Raw genomic sequence first — 16,546 nt, forward strand, 5'->3', positions numbered from 1 at the left:
GCTCCTCGGACGGGTGGGTCGGACGTCAGACCGCTACCGGGCGGCAGCTCTTGCAGGCGCGGTAGCCGGCCCGGTGGGCCTCGCCCGCGCTCGCGAACGGTACGCGGTGCGGGGGCGTGATGCGCCGGGCGTGCGCGCAGGTGGGGTGGCAGTAGATGTGCGTGGTGTCGCTGCCGAGGAAGACGGCGCCGCTGCGCGACCACTGGCGCACCTCGGCCATGTCGATGCCCTCGGCCCGGCGCAGCGCCTCCCCGGCGGCCGGCAGGTAGCCGGCGTCGCAGGGCGCGCCGTTGTCGTAGGTGACGCGGTGGCAGGGGACCAGGACCGGGAGGGGGTTGGACGCCAGGATGGCGGCCAGCCGCTCCGTGAGGTCGGCCGCCTCCCGCGTCCGGGTGCCGTCCTCGGTTCCGGGGCCGGAACCGTCCGCGGCTGCGGGGCCGGTGCCGTCCGCGGCTCCGCTCGCGGCTCCGGTCGCGGCGCCGCTGGTGGCTCCGCCGGTGGCACCGGTCGTGGCCGCGGTCCCGGTCCCGGGGGCCGGGCCGGTCGCACGTGCCGGGCCGGTCGCGGACGCCGTTCCGGGTCCGGCCGGCAGACCCGTACCCGCCTCGTGGGCGATCCAGGACATCGGGCGCAGCTGGCCGGGCGGGATCGTGCGTACGGCCGCCAGCACGCGGGTGGCCGGCGCCCCGGCCGGCCCGAGGTCCAGCGGCAGGGCGCGGGCGCGCGCCGTGCGCAAGGCGGTGGCCAGCCCGGGGAACGCCTTGCGCGCCGGGATCGCGGAACGCCCGGTGCGGGCCCGGTGCAGTTCCTCGAACCCCTCGGCGGTCAGCCCCGCGCCGCCCAGGGCGGACCCGGTGATCCGCTCCGGGGTGAAGGCCACGAACAGCGCGCCCGCGGGCGTGTCCAGCGAGACGTACGTGTCGTAGCGGTCCCGTGGGACGCCCACCCTCTGGAGGATGCGCAGCGCGAAGTCCACCGGGGCCGGCGGCATGTCCTCGGCCCCGGCTCCGGGCAGCGGCTCGTGAGGGGTCGCGTCCTCGTGCGCGTCCCCGTGCCGAGCCCCCCACGGGGCCTCGTGTCCGCTCACGTCCTCACCTCCCTCAGCTCCTCGTCCGGCGCCAACAGCCGCCGCAGGTCCCCCATCGCGCGCGAGACCTGTGCCTTGGCGGTGCCGACCGGACAGCCCTGCACCTGCGCCACCTCGGCGTAGCTCATGCCGACCACGTGCCGTAAGACCACCGGTATCCGGTAGTACTCCGGCAGCTCCGACAGCGCCGCGACCAGGCGGCCGCGGTCGTCGGCGTTCAGTGCCCGCTCGGCGGGCCCCGGCCGGTGGTCGGACCACGTGTCCTGGGCGTCGTCGACCCGCATGACCGACACCGGGCGGCGCACGCTGCTGCGCACATGATTACGCCACACGTTCGCCGCGATCGTCATCAGCCAGGCGCGCGGGCTCAGCTGCCTGCGGCGCTCGGGCGAGTACGACTGCAGCGCCGTGTAGGCGCGCAGGAACGTGTCCTGCCCCAGGTCGTCCGCCTCCGCGGGCGACCCGGACACGCGCAGCAGGAACGCGTGCACCCCCCTGGCGTGGATGCGGACGAGCTCCGTGAAGCCGTCGTCCAGATCCGCCGCCAGCAGGTCTGTCAGCTGCTCGGCCACCTTGTCCATCACTGGAGAAACACCGCCCTCGGGGAAAGGGTTGCTGGGGGTGCGCTGAGCACGGGGTCGTCGGCGTCGATGGCCTCGTACAGCCGGCGCAGCCGGGGTACGGGCTGGATGCCGAAGGAGTCGCCGAGGCGGCTGTGCAGCCGCCGGAACACGCCCAGGGCCTCGTCGCGCCGGTCGGAGCGGTGGAGGGCGAGCATGTACTGGGCGTGGATGTTCTCGTGGGTGGGGTGTGCGGCGGCCAGGGTCCGCAGCTCGTCGAGGAGCTCGCGGTGGCGGCCCAGGCGCAGGTCGGCCTCGACCCGCCACTGGAGGACGCTGGTACGCGCCTCCTCCAGCTCGACGATGTGCGGGGAGCTGAGCGCACCTGACGTCACGTCGGCCAGCACGGGCCCGCGCCAGACGGCGAGGGCGTCGGCGAACAGCCGGGTCGCGCGCTCCGGTGCGCCGGCGGCGGAGGCCTCGCGGCCGCGGGCGGCCAGGGCCTCGAAGCGCAGCCGGTCGCTGGCCCGGGGGTCGAGGGCGAACTGGTAGCCCTGATTGCGGGTGACGAGGGTGCGGCTGTGGTCGGCGGGCGGGCTGCGCAGGATCTGGCGTATGTAGAGGACGTAGGTCTGGAGGGTGGACATCGCGGTCTTGGGCGGGTGCGATCCCCATAACTCGGTGATGCAGTCGCTGGCCCGGACCGCGCGGTTGGCGTTGAGCAGGAGGAACGCGAGCAGTTGGCGGGGCTTGGGGGCGCTGGGGGTCCGGTTCTCGCCGTCGACGACGAGGGACAGCGGGCCCAGGACGCCGGCCCGGACCGAGCCGCCGGCGCCGGGCGGGGCGGGCGCGCTCATACGAGGTCCTGTTCGTACTCGCTGATGCTCTTGACGATGATCCCGCGGAGCACCACCCGCCAGATCTGGGCGAGCTGGACCACCGGGCTCGCCGCGGAGTCGCCGGCCAGGGACTCCGCGCCGCCGCGCAGGGCCAGTTCGTCGCGCAGTTGCAGTTCGGCGCCTGCCACGAGGTGGGCGGCGAGGGCCGCCAGGGCGTCGGGGTCGCTGCCGGGGCGCAGGCCGCACTCCTCCTGGGCGCGGCGGAACAGGTCGCGCAGGACGGGCAGCCATTCGGAGGCCCACGTGGAGCGGGAGCACTCGCGTGCCAGCCGGGCCGCCGCGCGGACCTCGACGTTCTCCTCGAGCAACCGGGCGAGGGTCACCGTGAGGGCGACGCCGGTGGCGAGGGCCGGTCGGTGTTTGGCGACCACGTCGGCGATCGCGTCGCGCACCTGCTCGCGGCCCTGCTGCTGCACGGCCTCGGCGAGGGCGCGTTTGGTCGGGAAGTGGAAGGTCAGCGCCCCCATGGAGATGCCGGCGAGTTGGTTGATCTGCGTCAGGGTCGTGCCCTCGTAGCCGGAGCGGTCGAACTCGGTCGAGGCCGCCTGGACGAGGAGTGAGCGGGTGCGCATGGCTCTCTGCTGCCGTGCCATGGACTCTTCTCCGTGTCGTCGGGATCCGTCGGGCCCGGGGGCCTCGCGCCATCCTAGAACATAGAGAACGTTCGCTATGCTTTTTTGTGTCAACCGTCTGACTGATGACGCGCGCACAGGGGGAACGCCCATGGCCGTCCACCGCTCCTCGATCCCGTCCGCACCCGCGTCCGCGCCCGTGTCCGCATCCGCCTCCACGTCAGCGCGCACGCCCGCGGCCGGATCCGCGCCCCCGTCCGCGTCCGGCCCCGGGACGGAACGGTCCGCCGCCCTCTCCGCGTTCACCGAGGAGGTCTTCGGGCACCTGCCGCGCCAGGACCAGCGCCGCTGGGCGGAGACCTACGTGAAGGGCCTGCTCGGCACCCCGGGCCGGAAGTCGGTGCGGCGGATGGCGGCGGCGGTGTCGGCCGCGCCGACCGCGTCGCAGTCCCTGCACCAGTTCGTCAGCGAGAGCCCGTGGCCGTGGGAGCCGTCGAGGCGGGCCCTGGCCCGCTGGGCCGGCGAGCGGGCCCCGGTCCTGGCCTGGACCCTGTCGGCGGTGGTCGCCCCCAAGCGGGGCGGGCACTCGGTGGGGGTGCACCGCCGCTTCGACGAAGCGGCCGGACGGCTCGTCAACTGCCAGGTGGGCATGGGCATCCACGTCTCCACCCGGCGCGGGGCCGTCCCCGTGGACTGGCGGCTGCACCTGCCCGAGGCCTGGTGCGGGGACCCCCGCTTACGGCGGCGGGCCCGCATACCCGACTCCGCCGACGCGCGCCCGCTGTGGGGGCAGGCCCTGGACCTGGTCGACGCCCTGGCCGGGCGCACGGCGGGGGACCCCCCTCCGGTGGTCGCCGACGGCACGGAGCTGGACGACTGCGCGGCACTCGCCGCGGGCCTCAGCGGTCGCAGCCACCGCTTCCTGGTGTCCGTACCGGGCAACCTGGCCGTGCACGCCGGGCCGGCCCTGGGCGCCCAGCGGCATCCGCGCGGGCCATCCCCGGCCGAGCGCCTGTGCGTGGACGACCACCTGTTGCAGCGGGGCACGTCCCTGCGGCCGCCGGCGCCGCCCCGCCGGCTCCCCGGCCTGCCGGGGCGCGGCTCCGCGGGGCCGCTGTGGACGCTCTCCGGGCCGGTGCACCTGCCCCACTCCCCCCACACCCTGCGCCTGCTGGCCCAGTGGCGGCCGCGGCGCGACCGGCCGGCGCGGATCTGGCTGACGAACCTCGTGCACGCCCGACCGGACGAACTCCTGCCCCTGGTCGACGCGCAGGCCCGCACCGGCGCGGCGGTGGACGCGCTGTGCGAGGACTTCGGGCTGCTGGACTTCGAGGGGCGCTCCTTCCCCGGCTGGCACCACCACACGACGCTGGTGTCGGCGGCGTACGGCTGGCACGCCCTCTCCGGGGCGCCGACGGACCCGGACGGCCACCGCCCCGCCCGACCGACGCCCCGGCCCGGCCCGGCCGCACCCCCTCGAGCACTGCAGCACGCCGGCTGCTGACGCCACCGGCACGACGGGCCGGAGGGCGCGGGCCGGGCACCCCGGGGCCCGGCACAACAGGGCGCGGCGTTAACGCCGTTAACGCGGCGGGCCCCGTGCCGACGGTGGACCGTCGGCACGGGGCCCGGAAGGGTGCGGTGGAGGGCGGCTCCTCCGCGGACCGCGGTTACTTCACGTTCACGGCCGTCCAGGCCTTGGCGACGGCCGCGTACTCGGCGCTGGACGCCCCGTACAGGTCGCTCGCCGCCTGCAGCGTGGCGGTCCGCGCGCCGGCGTAGTTGGTCGTGGAGGTCATGTACGTCGACAGCGCCTTGTACCAGATCTTGTACGCCTTGACCCGGCCGATGCCGGTGACCGTCGAACCGTCGTAGGTGGGCGAGTTGTAGCTCACGCCGTTGATCGTCTTGGCGCCGCTGCCCTCGGACAGCAGGTAGAAGAAGTGGTTCGCCACGCCGGACGAGTTGTGGACGTCCAGGCGGCCGACGGTCTTCGACCAGTAGTCGGCCGAGGAGCCGTCCTTGCTGGGCTTGTCCATGTAGCGCAGCGGCGTGCCGTTGCCCCGGATGTCGATCTTCTCGCCGATGAGGTAGTCGCCCGCGTCCGAGGCGTTGTTCGCGTAGAACTCCACCGCGGTGCCGAGGATGTCGGAGGTGGCCTCGTTGAGGCCGCCCGACTCACGGCTGTAGTTCAGGCCGGCGGTGGACGCGGTCAGGCCGTGGCTCATCTCGTGGCCGGCCACGTCCAGCGAGGTCAGCGGCTTGGTGTTGCCGGCGCCGTCGCCGTAGGTCATGCAGAAGCAGCTGTCGTCCCAGAACGCGTTGACGTACGCGTTGCCGTAGTGGACGCGGGAGTAGGCGCCGACGCCGTCCCCGCGGATGCCCAGGCGGCCCAGCTCGTTCTTGTAGAAGTCCCAGGTGACGGCCGCGCCGTAGGCGGCGTCCACACCGGCGGTCTGGCGGTTGGTCACCGAGCCGTTGCCCCAGACGTCGTCCGCGTCGGTGAAGAGCGAGCCGGTGCCGTTGGTGCCGCCGTTCAGGTCGTACGTCTTGTGGCCGCCGCGGCCGCCGTCCGTCAGCTGGTACGTGCTGCCGCTGAGCGTCGTACCGAGCGGGACGGAACCGCTGTACTGGCTGTTGCCGGTGCCCCTGGAGACGGCGTCGTAGCGGTAGAGGACCTTGCCGGTGCGGGCGTCGGTGATGGTGTGCACCCGGGACGGGGTGCCGTCGGCGTCGGTGCCGTTCTTGACGGACTCCCAGGCCAGGGTCGGCTTGCCGGTGGCGGCCCAGACGACCTTGCGGGCGCCCTTGGGGGCCGTGGTCCCGGCCGAGGTGGCGGTGGGCACGGCTATGTTCGCGGCGATCGCGCGGGTGGTGCGCAGGGCGCCGTTGGCCTTCTTGTGGACCACGAGGTCGCCGCCGAGCACCGGGAGGCCGGCGAACGTGCGCTCGTAGCGCGTGTGCACCGTGCCGTCGCCGTCGCGGATCACGTCGCGGGCGACCAGGGCCTCGCCGGAGCCCAGGCCGATGGCCTTGGCGGTGGCGGCGGCACCGGCCTGCGCCTGCGCGATGGCGGCGGCCCGCTGCGGGGCGGTCTGGACGACCGCGCTCGCGGCGGCGGACCGGTCGGGCTGGGCGGCGGCGGGGCCGCTCTGCGCCGCGAGCGCGACCATCGCCGCCGACGCGACCAGGGCGCCTGCGGCGGCCCGGGCGCGAGAGGTGCGGGGGGAAGAGGACCGGGGGTGGGTAGCCACGCGAGCTCCTTCGTCAGTCGTGGGGGACTGGGTCGAAAGAGTGCCAGCGAAACGATCTATTTGACAGGTGCGCAACAAGCATTTGACCTGCTGTTGTCCGAAGGGCGAACTCCCGTGTCCGTTTTCCGGTTTACCTCCCCGTTCGGTCACCCGACCTCGCCACACGTGGTCCCCACGGTCTCCGTGCGGCCTTCACATGTCCCTCGTGCACCCCTCGCGCACCCTTCACGTACCCGGGGCAGACGTGCGGGCCGTACGGCGGGGCCGGGTCCGCCGTACGGCCCGGGGAGGCGGGCGCGAGGGGCCCGGTCAGGCGATCCCGGAGACGTCGCGGAGGCCGACCAGCGCCTCGAACGCCGTGCCGTCGCCCTGGACGGCGGTGACGCGCACCGCCTCGGCCGGCTCCGTCGGCCCCGTCGGGTCCGCCGGGTCCGCCGGGCCGCCCGGGTGGCGGTCCTCGCCACCGGCGGTCACTTCGGTGGGCTCCGGCGTCCCGGCCGGACCGGCCGGAGCAGCCGCACGGACCGCATCGGCCGCACCGACCGCCCCGGTCGCTGCGGCCGGCCGGGCCTCGATCCAGCACGGCTGGTCGAACTCGACGTACTTGCGGAAGGCGACGTCCATGGAGGCGGGCCAGCGCGCCGCCGCGTCGCCCGGCCGGGCGGCGTACCCGGCCTGCCGGGCGGCCTCCAGCAGGAGCATGCCCGGGGCGTGGTCCACGGGGTGGTCGAACAGGACGGGGTGCGCGGTGTCCACGCGCAGCTGCCACCGCCCGGCCCGGTCGGCGGGCGCCAGCACCACGTCCTGGGCGCGCTCGCGGGCGCAGTGCTCGGGCAGGACGGGGACGGGCGGCCGCGGGATGTCCCAGAAGGCGGCCTTGATGCTGTCGCGCCCCGCCCGCAGGCGGCGGTAGACGGCGGGGGTGTGACAGCTGAAGTCGGTGCTGGCGACGGCCAGCAGGTCGTCGCCGCGGGTGATCTCGTAGCGCAGGCTCAGCGCCGCGGGTAACCCGCGCCGGTAGGTGGCGTCGGTACAGGTCACGTGCAGGCGTATGTCGGCCGGGGTGCGGCCGACGGGCATGGCCTGCGGGTTGACCGCGTAGTGGAGGTGACTCCACATCAACTGGTGGCCGAACGGCACCCCGTACTGGGTGTGGATCAGCAGCGGCAGCGTCTGGCGGATCGTCTCGCAGAGCAGGAGCGGGTCGTAGAGGCCGTGGTCGGCCTGGTAGAAGCCGTGCAGCCGCGGCCACTGGGCGCCGATCACGAAGGTGTCCGGGCCGCTGGCGGCGCAGCCGGTGAGGAACACGTCCGACAGGGCGGCCCTGTGCACGTACTCCTTGGCGACGGTGGTGGTCAGGGCGCCGGATGCGGGCGCCTCGGGGCGTTCGTCGATGATGAGCATGCCATTCCCCCTTGGCGTGCGTACAGGGGAGTCCCGGGCAACCGGACGGGCCGGGCGACTCGCCTGTAAAGTAAAGTACGTTCGCTTTGTTTGTCGAGGGAGGATCAACTCGTGGTCGAGCCGCGGTTGAAGCAGGAACGGGCGGTCAAAACGCGAGCGGCCATCATCCTGGCCGCCGCCGAGGTGTTCGACGAGGCGGGTTACCACGGGGCGAGCATGCGCGAGATCATGAAACGCGCCGGCATCACCCTCGGGGCGGTGTACTTCCACTTCCCCAACAAGGAAGCACTGGCCGCTGCCGTGATGAACGCGCAGCCGGAGACGATCGTGCCCAAGCTGCGCTCCGACGGGCTGCAGCGCCTGGTCGACATCACGCTCGTCTGGTCCCACCAGCTCCAGGTCGACAAGATCCTGCGCGCGGGCGTGCGGCTGGCCGTCGAGCAGTCCGGCTTCGGCATGCACAGCTCCGAGTCGTTCGACGAGTGGCAGCGGATCATGGAGGCCTGCCTGCGGGACGCGGCGGAGCGCGGCGAACTGCGCGCGGGTGTCGACGCGCACCAGGTCGCCGAGTTCGTGGTCAGCGCCTGCACGGGAATGCAGCTGTACTCCGACCTGGTGGCCCGGCGCACCGACCTCCCGCGCCGCACGGTGGCCATGTGGGACCTGCTGCTGCCCGGGATCGCGAGTGAGGGCGCGGCCCCGAACGTCCGGTGCAGCGTGCGCCGCGCCGCGTCCCTGGTGCCGACGGAGCCGGCCGCGTGACCGCCCCCGGCCCCACGCCGCCCGCCGCGCCCACGCCCGTCCGGTCCCCGCTGCCGGAGTCGCTCGCCGGAGCCACCGTCGTGCTGGTCGGGGGAAGTTCGGGCATAGGCCTGGCGGCCGCGCGGCTGCTGTCCGGCCTCGGAGCCCGGCCCGTCCTCGTGGGGCGCGACGCCGACCGGCTGGCCGCGGCCGCGGCCTCCGTCGCCGGGGCCGCCCGTACCGCGCCGGGCGCGCCGCCCGCGCCGGTGCGGACGTACGTCTCCGACGTGCGCGACGAGGAGCGGCTCGGCGCCCTGCTCGGCGAACTCGGCACGGTCGACCACGTCCTGGTCTCCGCGGGCACCGCCACCCGCGGGGCGGTCACCGCGACCACCCGCGAGGACGTGGCCGACAGCGTCGAGGGACGGTTCTGGGGCGCCTACGCCGTGGCCCGGGCCGCCACGCCCCGGCTGGCCGCCGGGGGCTCGATCACGTACCTCTCGGGCGTCTACGTCGTGCGGCCGGTGCCCAACGGCGCCGCCGTGATCGCCGCCGCGGCCGCCGTCGAGGGCCTCACCAAGTCCCTCGCCGTGGAACTCGCACCGCGCAGGATCCGGGTGAACGCGGTGCGTTCGGGCACCGCCGACACACCCATGCTGCGGCGCCGGCTGCCGGACGACGCGGCCGTGGCCGACGCCGGGCGCGCCATGCCGCTGGGGCGCTACGGGACGGCCGAGGAGGTGGCCGCCGCGGCGCTGTTCCTGATGGCCAACGCGTACGTCACCGGCACCGTCCTGACCGTCGACGGCGGCCAGTCGCTGCTGTGACACCGGAAGTCGGTGCGGGGCGGGTCCGGGCGGGTCCGGGCCGGTCAGGGCCGTCAGGGCGGTCCGACCCCGCACCGGCCCTGTCCGGCACCTCGCCGGACGTTTGCCATCATGTGATAAAACGCCGGATCATGAGCGGATTACGCATGCTTGCGCACAAGGTCGTCATGATCACCGGCGCGTCGAGCGGCATCGGCGCCGCGGCCGCCCGCCGGTTCGCCGCCGAAGGGGCCGCGGTGGTGCTGACCGCCCGCCGCCGGGACCGGCTCGACGCCCTCGTCGAGGAGATCACCGGGGCCGGCGGCCTGGCCTCGGCGGTGGCGGGCGACGTGACCGACCCCGCGGACGTCGACCGCGCGGTCGCGGCCGCGGTGGAGACGTACGGCCGCCTCGACGGCGCCTTCAACAACGCCGGCTGGGCCACGGCGGGCACGCCGCTCCACGAGACCGACGACGCGGTCTTCGACCGGGTCCTCGACGTCAACCTGCGCGGGGTGTGGAACTGCCTCAAGCGGCAGATCCCGGTGCTGGCCGAGGGCGGCGGCGGCGCCGTCGTCAACACCTCCAGCGTCGCCGGCGTCCTGGCCACCGGAGCCACCGCTCCCTACGTCGCCGCCAAGCACGCGGTGATCGGCCTGACCCGGGCCGCCGCCGCCGAGTACGCCGCCCGGGGCGTACGGGTCAACTCCCTGGTGGTGGGCAGCACCCGCACCGAGCTGATGGACGAGGTGCTCGACCACACCCCGTCCCTCATGGAGTCGTTCACCCGGCGCTCCCTGCAGCAGCGCATGGCCGCCCCGGACGAGGTGGCCCAGGCCGCCGCCTGGCTGCTGAGCGACCGCGCCTCCTTCGTCACGGGCGCGGCGGTGCCGGTGGACGGGGGGTGGACCGCCGCCTGACCGGTCCGGAGCCGCACCGCGCGGACCCTGCCCGTCCCCGCGCGTCCGGGCCGAGCAGGATCCGAGAAGCGGGGTCCGTGAAGCCGCATCTAGCCTGATGTGCATGGACATCACGATTCACACGACGTCCCTGCCGCACGACGACCCGGACGCCTCTCTCGTGTTCTACCGCGACGTGCTCGGCTTCGAGGTCCGCAGCGACGCCGGCCAGGGCAGGATGCGCTGGATCACGGTCGGCCCGGCCGGGCAGCCGGACGTGTCGATCCTCCTGACGCCGCCCGCCGCCGATCCCGGCATCACCGAGGACGAGCGCCGCACGGTGACCGAGATGATGGCCAAGGGCACCTACGGCTGGATCCTGCTGGCCGCCCCGGACGTCGACGCCGTGTTCGAGAGGGTGCGAGCCGGCGACACCGAGGTGGTCCAGGAGCCGACGGACCAGCCGTACGGCATCCGCGACTGCGCGTTCCGCGACCCGGCGGGCAACCTGGTCCGCATCCAGGAGGTCCGCTGAACCCGCGGGTGCCGGTGCGGGCGTGCGGAGTCGAAGGACGAAGGGGAGGGATCTCATGTGCAGGCCCGAATGGCGGCGTGCGCGCATCCAGGCGCAGCGCCTGTCCGATCTCGCGCGGCTGCGCCGCGTCCGCGACCGGATCGACCGGGAGTACGCGCAGCCGCTGGACGTGGAGGCGCTCGCCCGCGACGCGGACATGTCCGTCGAGCACCTGAGTCTGCAGTTCCGGGACGCCTACGGCGAGTCGCCGTCCGCGTACCTGATGACGCGTCGCATCGAGCGGGCGGCGGCGCTGCTGCTGCGGGGCGGCCCCGGCGCCACCGGAGCCTGACCCGCGGTTCGGCCGCGGGACACGCGCACACGCACACGCGCGCACACAGGCGCACACGCACGCGGCGGCCGCTCCCCCGGCGCTTCGTGGCGTGACACCTCGAAGCGGGGGGAACGGCCACCTGCTCGTCCCGGAGAGCCTCGGGTCAGCACGTCGCGTGAGCCGCGACGTCAGACCCCCGGCTCAGACGGTGGACGGTACGTCGGCCCGGGTGTTCCCGGACTCGTGCGGCGCCGCCTCCTGGGCCGCCAGGCCCGGCCGCCAGATGCGCGGCCCCAGGTCCAGGGCCAGCGCCGGAACCAGCAGGCTGCGTACCAGGAAGGTGTCGAGGAGGATACCGACCGCCACCAGCAGACCCTGCTGCAGTGCGCTCACCGTGGGGATGGCCGCGAGGACCAGGAACGTGGCGGCCAGCACCACGCCCGCCGACGTGATGACACCGCCGGTCACCGTGACCGCGGTGGTGATGCCCTCGCGGTGCCCGCGCAGTGCCACCTCCTCCCGGGCACGCGTCATCAGGAAGATGGTGTAGTCGACGCCCAGCGCGACCAGGAAGATGAAGCCGAACAGGACCAGCCCGCGGTCGATCTTCGCGTGGTCGAGCGCGTGGAACAGCAGCGAGGCCGCACCGACGGCCGCCCCGAACGACAGCACCACGGACACGAGCAGCATCAGCGACGCGGTGACCGCCCGCAGCAGGACGAGGAGCATCACCAGGACCACCGCGAGGATCAGCGGGATGAGCAGCTTCTCCTCGTCGCCCTGCGCCTCGGAGACGTCGAGCGCCACCGCGGTCTGGCCCCCGACGACCGCCTTGGAGGCCGGCCCGCTCGCGCCGTCCAGCGCCGTCCTGATGTCGCGGACGGTGTCCTTGGCGGCCGCGGAGTCGGGAGCGTCGCGCAGCACCGCGGTCAGGTGCGTCCAACCGCCCTTGGCCACCTGGGTGTTCACGGAGGACACACCCGGCACCTTGGCGACGGCGGCCGCCGCGGCGTCGGCCCCGGCGTCGGGGACGTACACGTCCGCGGGAGCGGACGAGCCCGCCGGGAAGTGCTTGGCCAGGACCTGCTGGCCCGTGACCGACTCGACCTTGTTGGTGAACTGCTCCGCCTGCGTCTGGCCGGTCTGCACGCCGGCGATGCCCAGCGTCATGAGGCCCAGCACCAGCGCCGTGCCGATCCACACCGCGCGCGGGCGGCGTGCCACGGCCCCGGCGATCCGGGCCCACTTGCCGTGCCCCTGCGCCGAGACGGGGTCGTAGCCCTCGGTGACGCGCGGCTTCACGGGCCAGAACACCCAGCGGCCCAGGATCACCAGCAGCGCCGGCAGCAGCGAGGTCATGGCGAAGAACACCAGGACCACGCCGATGGCGACGACCGGTCCCAGACCCTTGGTGCTGTTCATGCTGCCGAACACCAGGCACAGCGTCGCGATCGTCACCGTCGCGGCGGAGGCGGCCAGGGCCGGCAGCGAGCCGTGCACGGCCAGCGCCATCGCGTCGTGGCGGTCTTCGTACCGGTGCAGCTCCTCCCGGTAGCGGGCGATGAGCAGCAGGGCGTAGTCGGTGCCGACGCCCACCGCCAGCACCATCAGGACGTAGGCGCTCTGCCCGTTGACCACCAGGCCGGCGTGCTTGGCGAGGAGGTAGACGACGCCGCTCGCCACCTGGCTGGCCAGCCCCACGGCGATGAGCGGGATCAGCCACAGCACCGGGCTGCGGTAGGTGATGAGCAGGAGCAGCGCCACCACGCCGAGCGCTGCGCCCATGAGCGCGCCGTCCATGCCGGAGTACACGTCGGCGAAGTCGGCGATGCTGCCGGCCTCACCGGTGATCTTGATGTCGAGACCGGCGGGGGCGCCGGCGGAGGTGACCTTGTCGACCTCCTTCACCCCGTCGGTGAGTACGGTCACGTCGCTGGGCGAGGTGCGCAGCGGAACGCTGACGAAGGCCGCGACCTTGTCCTGGGAGACCACGGCGGAGGTGACGTTGCCGGAGGCCACGTCGGCGAGCCGGCCGCGGTCGCCGTCGATCCTGGACAGGTCGGCCTGGGTGAGGCCGCCCTCGCGGGCGTAGACGATGACCGCGGTGCTGGAGTCCTTGTCGGCGAAGTAGTCCTCGGCGAGCTGCACCGCCTTGGTGGACTGGGCGCTCGAGGGGAGCCAGGTCTCGGGGTCGTTGTCCTGTACGTCCGCCAGGCCGGCGGCCAGCGAGCCGCCGATGCCCATGAGAAGGAGCCACACGACGAGCACGACCCACTTGGAGCGCCGGCCGGCGACGAAGGAGGCGTATCGGCTCGCAACGGTGGGGGAGGTAGCGGGCGGTGGATCCGTTTCCGTCGGGGATGGTGCCGGGATCTGGGTCGTCATGTGACTCTCGCTGAGGGTCAGGAGCCGTGGAGCGGGGGCTCGTACGGGACTGGTTACACAAAGGTTCTTCACCTGGGCGGTGGAGTCCCGATAGAGCGCCCCTCGAGTTGGCTGGAACCCTGATTCCCACGCCTGATGGCGGCCCGATTCTGGCTGATTCCTTATTCAGGCTTTACGCGTTCGAGCGGGAATGCGAGGAGCGGCCCCATGATCGGCCGTCAGGCGGTCGGCCCGTCGTGCGCGTGGGGGAGGTCCGCCGCATCGTCGCTGGTCGTGTGGGGTGGCGTCCCACCGCTCAAGCAATTCTCGAGTTTGCGGGTCCCATTCGCGGGGCGTGCTCCGTCATTGTTGTGGCGAACGGACAACACCTACTGAGGGAGCTCCCGATGAAGGCTCGCATGAAGAACCCCGCCCAGGTTCTGCCGGACGCCATGAGCGGCATCCAGAACCTCTACAAGGCCATGCACAAGGGCGGGGTCGACCCGCGCCTGCTGGAGCTGGTGCACCTGCGCGCGAGCCAGATCAACGGCTGCAGCGCCTGTGTCTACGCCGGCGCCACGGGTGCCAAGAAGGCCGGTGAGACCGACGAGCGCCTGCACGCCGTCGCCGCCTGGCGCGAGGCGCCGTTCTTCTCGGACGCCGAGCGCGCCGCGCTGGCGCTGGCCGAGCACGCCACCCGGCTCGCCGACCGCAGCGGGCAGGGCGTGCCGGACGACGTGTGGGACGCGGCCGCCGACCACTTCTCGGAGGAGCAGCTCGCCGCGCTCATCCTCATGATCGCGACGACGAACTTCTTCAACCGGCTGAACGTCACCATCCAGGAGCCCGCCGGCCAGAACTGGGGCTAGGCACTCCCCGCCGGACGCGGGGCCGACGGGAGGGCCGGCCGGCCGTCCCGTCGGCCGCGGGCCACGCGGCCCGCACTCCTCCACACAGCGGCCGTTCCCCAGCGCTTCGTTGCCCGGTGCCGAAGCGTGGGGAACGGCCGTCCGCGTTGTCCCCGCCTCGCGTTCTGGCTGGTCGTCGACGCATGCGCGCCGACGCCGCCGCGAGGGGCGGCGGGCGGCGCAAGCGGGCCGCTATCGGTTCTCGACCGGTGATCCATCGACGCACTCGAAGCTGCCGACACAGGGCGAGGTGAGAGCACCTCCGGTCGGCACGAGGAGTGCGAGATGCGCAAGGTCGTTTCCCGGGACGGCACGACGATCGCTTACGAGAAGTCGGGCGAGGGCCCCGCGCTCGTGCTGCTCAACGGTGCGTTCCGCGACCACACGATCTTCAACGATCTCGTTCCCGAGCTGGCGCAGCACTGCACCGTGTACGCCTACGACCGCCGCGGGCGCGGCCAGAGCGGTGACGCTCCGGAGTACGCCGTCGAGCGGGAGGTCGAGGATCTCCAGGCGGTGATCGAGGAGGCGGGCGGCTCGGCGGCCGTGTTCGCCGGTTCCACGGGCGCGAACCTGGCCATCAAGGCGGCGCTCGCGGGCACGCCGATCACCAGGCTGGCGCTCCACGAGCCGTTCTTCCGGGTGGACGGGTTCCCGAAGCCCCCCTTCAACGCCGCGCGGACGATCCAGGACCTCCTGGCGCGCGACCGGCGCGACGAGGCGGCCGAGTTCTTCCTCGGCCCCGTGCTCGGCCTCACCCCCGACACGGTCGCGGAGTGGCGCAGGAGCCCGATCTGGGCCGTCAACGAGACGAACGCCCACACGCTGCTCTACGACATCGAGATCTGCGGCGACTTCACCGTCCCGGCCGACCGGCTCGCCGGTTTCCGGACCGAGACGCTGGTCCTCAACAGCGACAGCACCAGCGTCTGGCTGCGTGCGGCGGCGCAGGCGACCGCGGACGCCCTGCCCAACGGCCGGGGCCTCGAGCTGTCCGGATCCTGGCACCGGATCGACATGGACGTGCTCGGCCGGACGCTGGCCGAGTTCGCCACCGCCTGAAAGGTCGTGCCGCCCCGGCCCGCGCCGCCGCCCTGCAGCGCGCGGGGACGTGCTCGACCCATCCCTGCAAGTCCGCCATCTACCTCCCGGGAGAACACCACCGTGACCACGGCTCACACCCTGGCCGCCGGGGACACCGCGGAGGCGGCCCCGGCCGCCGCCCCCAGCGAGCGCGGCGCCACCGTGTGGCTGACCGGGCTCCCCAGCGCGGGCAAGACCACCCTCGCCCGTGTCCTCGCCGACCGCCTGCGCGTCGAGGGCCACGAGGTGGAGGTGCTCGACGGCGACGAGATCCGCGAGTTCCTCTCGTCGGGCCTGGGCTTCACCCGCGAGGACCGGCACACCAACGTGCAGCGGATCGGCTTCGTGGCCGGGCTGCTGGCCTCGCACGGCGTCAAGACGCTGGTGCCGGTCATCGCCCCGTACGCCGACTCCCGCGCCGCCGTCCGTGCCCGGCACGCCGCCGCCGGCACGCCGTTCCTGGAGATCCACGTGGCCACCTCGGTCTCGCTGTGCTCCCAGCGCGACGTGAAGGGCCTGTACGCCAAGCAGGCGGCCGGCGAGATCTCCGGTCTCACGGGCGTCGACGACCCGTACGAGACCCCCGAGAGCCCGGAACTGCGCATCCAGACGCAGGGCCGCTCGGTGGGCGAGTCCGCAGCCGAGCTGCACACCTTCCTGACCGAGAGGGGCCTGGCATGACGACCGCGACCCAGCGTCTGATCGAGGCGGCGGGGAACCCCTTCGCCCTGACGCACCTGGACTCGCTGGAGTCCGAGGCGGTGCACATCTTCCGTGAGGTGGCGGGGGAGTTCGAGAAGCCGGTGGTGCTCTTCTCCGGCGGCAAGGACTCGATCGTCATGCTGCACCTGGCGCTGAAGGCCTTCGCCCCCGCGCCGGTGCCCTTCACGCTCCTGCACGTCGACACCGGCCACAACTTCCCCGAGGTCCTCGCCTACCGCGACCGCATCGTCGCCGAGCACAACCTGCGCCTGCACGTGGCCTCGGTCCAGGAGTACATCGACGCCGGCAAGCTCAGGGAGCGCCCCGACGGCGTCCGCAACCCGCTGCAGACCGTCCCGCTGACCGAGGCGATCCAGCAGCACCGCTTCGACGCCGTCTTCGGCGGCGGCCGCCGCGAC

Annotated in this window: 16 protein-coding genes and 1 pseudogene; 10 read left to right on the forward strand and 7 right to left on the reverse strand. The window is 73.6% G+C overall.

Annotated elements, in window-relative coordinates; genetic code table 11:
* Positions 1–25 precede the first annotated feature (25 nt).
* From IF43_RS42760 to IF43_RS0117605, 4 genes are read right to left on the reverse strand one after another with little or no spacing between them, the layout of a single operon-like run.
* Positions 26–1,087 (reverse strand): Ada metal-binding domain-containing protein, encoded by a 1,062-nt coding sequence (locus IF43_RS42760; RefSeq protein ID WP_234332246.1) that lies wholly within the window; start codon positions 1,085–1,087, stop codon positions 26–28.
* A complete protein-coding gene (locus IF43_RS0117595; RefSeq protein ID WP_030201079.1) occupies positions 1,084–1,668 on the reverse strand; it encodes an RNA polymerase sigma factor in 585 nt (194 codons plus the stop codon). Before IF43_RS0117595 ends, IF43_RS42760 begins: the two co-directional genes overlap by 4 nt.
* Positions 1,668–2,504, reverse strand: coding sequence for an AfsR/SARP family transcriptional regulator (locus IF43_RS0117600; protein WP_063753352.1), 837 nt, complete (start codon positions 2,502–2,504; stop codon positions 1,668–1,670). The genes IF43_RS0117595 and IF43_RS0117600 overlap by 1 nt, the downstream gene beginning before the upstream one ends.
* A complete protein-coding gene (locus tag IF43_RS0117605) occupies positions 2,501–3,139 on the reverse strand; it encodes a TetR/AcrR family transcriptional regulator (RefSeq protein WP_030201085.1) in 639 nt (212 codons plus the stop codon). Before IF43_RS0117605 ends, IF43_RS0117600 begins: the two co-directional genes overlap by 4 nt.
* Positions 3,140–3,269: 130 nt before the next feature.
* Between IF43_RS0117605 and IF43_RS36540 the strand changes: the two genes are divergently transcribed.
* The gene (locus tag IF43_RS36540; protein ID WP_063753353.1) at positions 3,270–4,622 is read left to right on the forward strand and encodes a transposase; all 1,353 of its coding nucleotides are present in this window, start codon (positions 3,270–3,272) and stop codon (positions 4,620–4,622) included.
* A 166-nt stretch (positions 4,623–4,788) separates the two neighbouring features.
* On the opposite strand, the gene IF43_RS0117615 is transcribed toward IF43_RS36540, so the two are convergent.
* Positions 4,789–6,291 carry a M4 family metallopeptidase gene (locus IF43_RS0117615; protein ID WP_078910246.1) on the reverse strand — a complete coding sequence of 501 codons (1,503 nt, stop codon included), beginning with the start codon at positions 6,289–6,291 and terminating at the stop codon, positions 4,789–4,791.
* A 390-nt stretch (positions 6,292–6,681) separates the two neighbouring features.
* Complete coding sequence (locus IF43_RS36545) at positions 6,682–7,776, reverse strand: ScbA/BarX family gamma-butyrolactone biosynthesis protein (protein WP_063753354.1); 1,095 nt, start codon at positions 7,774–7,776, stop codon at positions 6,682–6,684.
* A 90-nt stretch (positions 7,777–7,866) separates the two neighbouring features.
* Here IF43_RS36545 and IF43_RS0117625 point away from each other — a divergent pair, with 90 nt between their 5' ends.
* The 5 genes and pseudogenes from IF43_RS0117625 to IF43_RS0117645 form a co-directional block, all read left to right on the forward strand.
* Positions 7,867–8,538 carry a ScbR family autoregulator-binding transcription factor gene (locus tag IF43_RS0117625; RefSeq protein WP_234332252.1) on the forward strand — a complete coding sequence of 224 codons (672 nt, stop codon included), beginning with the start codon at positions 7,867–7,869 and terminating at the stop codon, positions 8,536–8,538.
* Complete coding sequence (locus IF43_RS0117630; protein ID WP_051795550.1) at positions 8,535–9,344, forward strand: SDR family oxidoreductase; 810 nt, start codon at positions 8,535–8,537, stop codon at positions 9,342–9,344. Before IF43_RS0117625 ends, IF43_RS0117630 begins: the two co-directional genes overlap by 4 nt.
* Before the next feature lie 146 nt (positions 9,345–9,490).
* Positions 9,491–10,243 carry an SDR family NAD(P)-dependent oxidoreductase gene (locus IF43_RS0117635; protein ID WP_030201102.1) on the forward strand — a complete coding sequence of 251 codons (753 nt, stop codon included), beginning with the start codon at positions 9,491–9,493 and terminating at the stop codon, positions 10,241–10,243.
* A 103-nt stretch (positions 10,244–10,346) separates the two neighbouring features.
* Positions 10,347–10,757 carry a VOC family protein gene (locus IF43_RS0117640; RefSeq protein ID WP_030201104.1) on the forward strand — a complete coding sequence of 137 codons (411 nt, stop codon included), beginning with the start codon at positions 10,347–10,349 and terminating at the stop codon, positions 10,755–10,757.
* Between the two features lie 55 nt (positions 10,758–10,812).
* A pseudogene (locus IF43_RS0117645) lies at positions 10,813–11,064 on the forward strand (helix-turn-helix domain-containing protein); the annotation flags it as partial.
* A gap of 207 nt (positions 11,065–11,271) precedes the next feature.
* On the opposite strand, the gene IF43_RS0117650 reads toward IF43_RS0117645, so the two are convergent.
* On the reverse strand, positions 11,272–13,329 hold the full coding sequence (locus tag IF43_RS0117650; RefSeq protein ID WP_234332257.1) for an MMPL family transporter: 2,058 nt from the start codon (positions 13,327–13,329) through the stop codon (positions 11,272–11,274).
* Positions 13,330–13,841: 512 nt separating this feature from the next.
* Between IF43_RS0117650 and IF43_RS0117655 the strand changes: the two genes are divergently transcribed.
* The 4 genes from IF43_RS0117655 to IF43_RS0117670 all read left to right on the forward strand — a co-directional run.
* Entirely contained in the window at positions 13,842–14,303 is a 462-nt protein-coding gene (locus tag IF43_RS0117655; protein WP_030201112.1) for a carboxymuconolactone decarboxylase family protein, read from the forward strand.
* Positions 14,304–14,627: 324 nt separating this feature from the next.
* Complete coding sequence (locus IF43_RS0117660) at positions 14,628–15,404, forward strand: alpha/beta fold hydrolase (RefSeq protein ID WP_030201114.1); 777 nt, start codon at positions 14,628–14,630, stop codon at positions 15,402–15,404.
* A gap of 120 nt (positions 15,405–15,524) precedes the next feature.
* On the forward strand, positions 15,525–16,106 hold the full coding sequence (cysC, locus tag IF43_RS0117665; protein WP_051795573.1) for an adenylyl-sulfate kinase: 582 nt from the start codon (positions 15,525–15,527) through the stop codon (positions 16,104–16,106).
* The coding region (locus IF43_RS0117670; protein ID WP_037888927.1) for a phosphoadenosine phosphosulfate reductase family protein at positions 16,103–16,546 on the forward strand (444 nt) is incomplete at its 3' end. The genes cysC and IF43_RS0117670, both read left to right, overlap by 4 nt.

The sequence above is a fragment of the Streptomyces sp. NRRL S-87 genome (assembly GCF_000719335.1).
Taxonomy (GTDB): domain Bacteria; phylum Actinomycetota; class Actinomycetes; order Streptomycetales; family Streptomycetaceae; genus Streptomyces.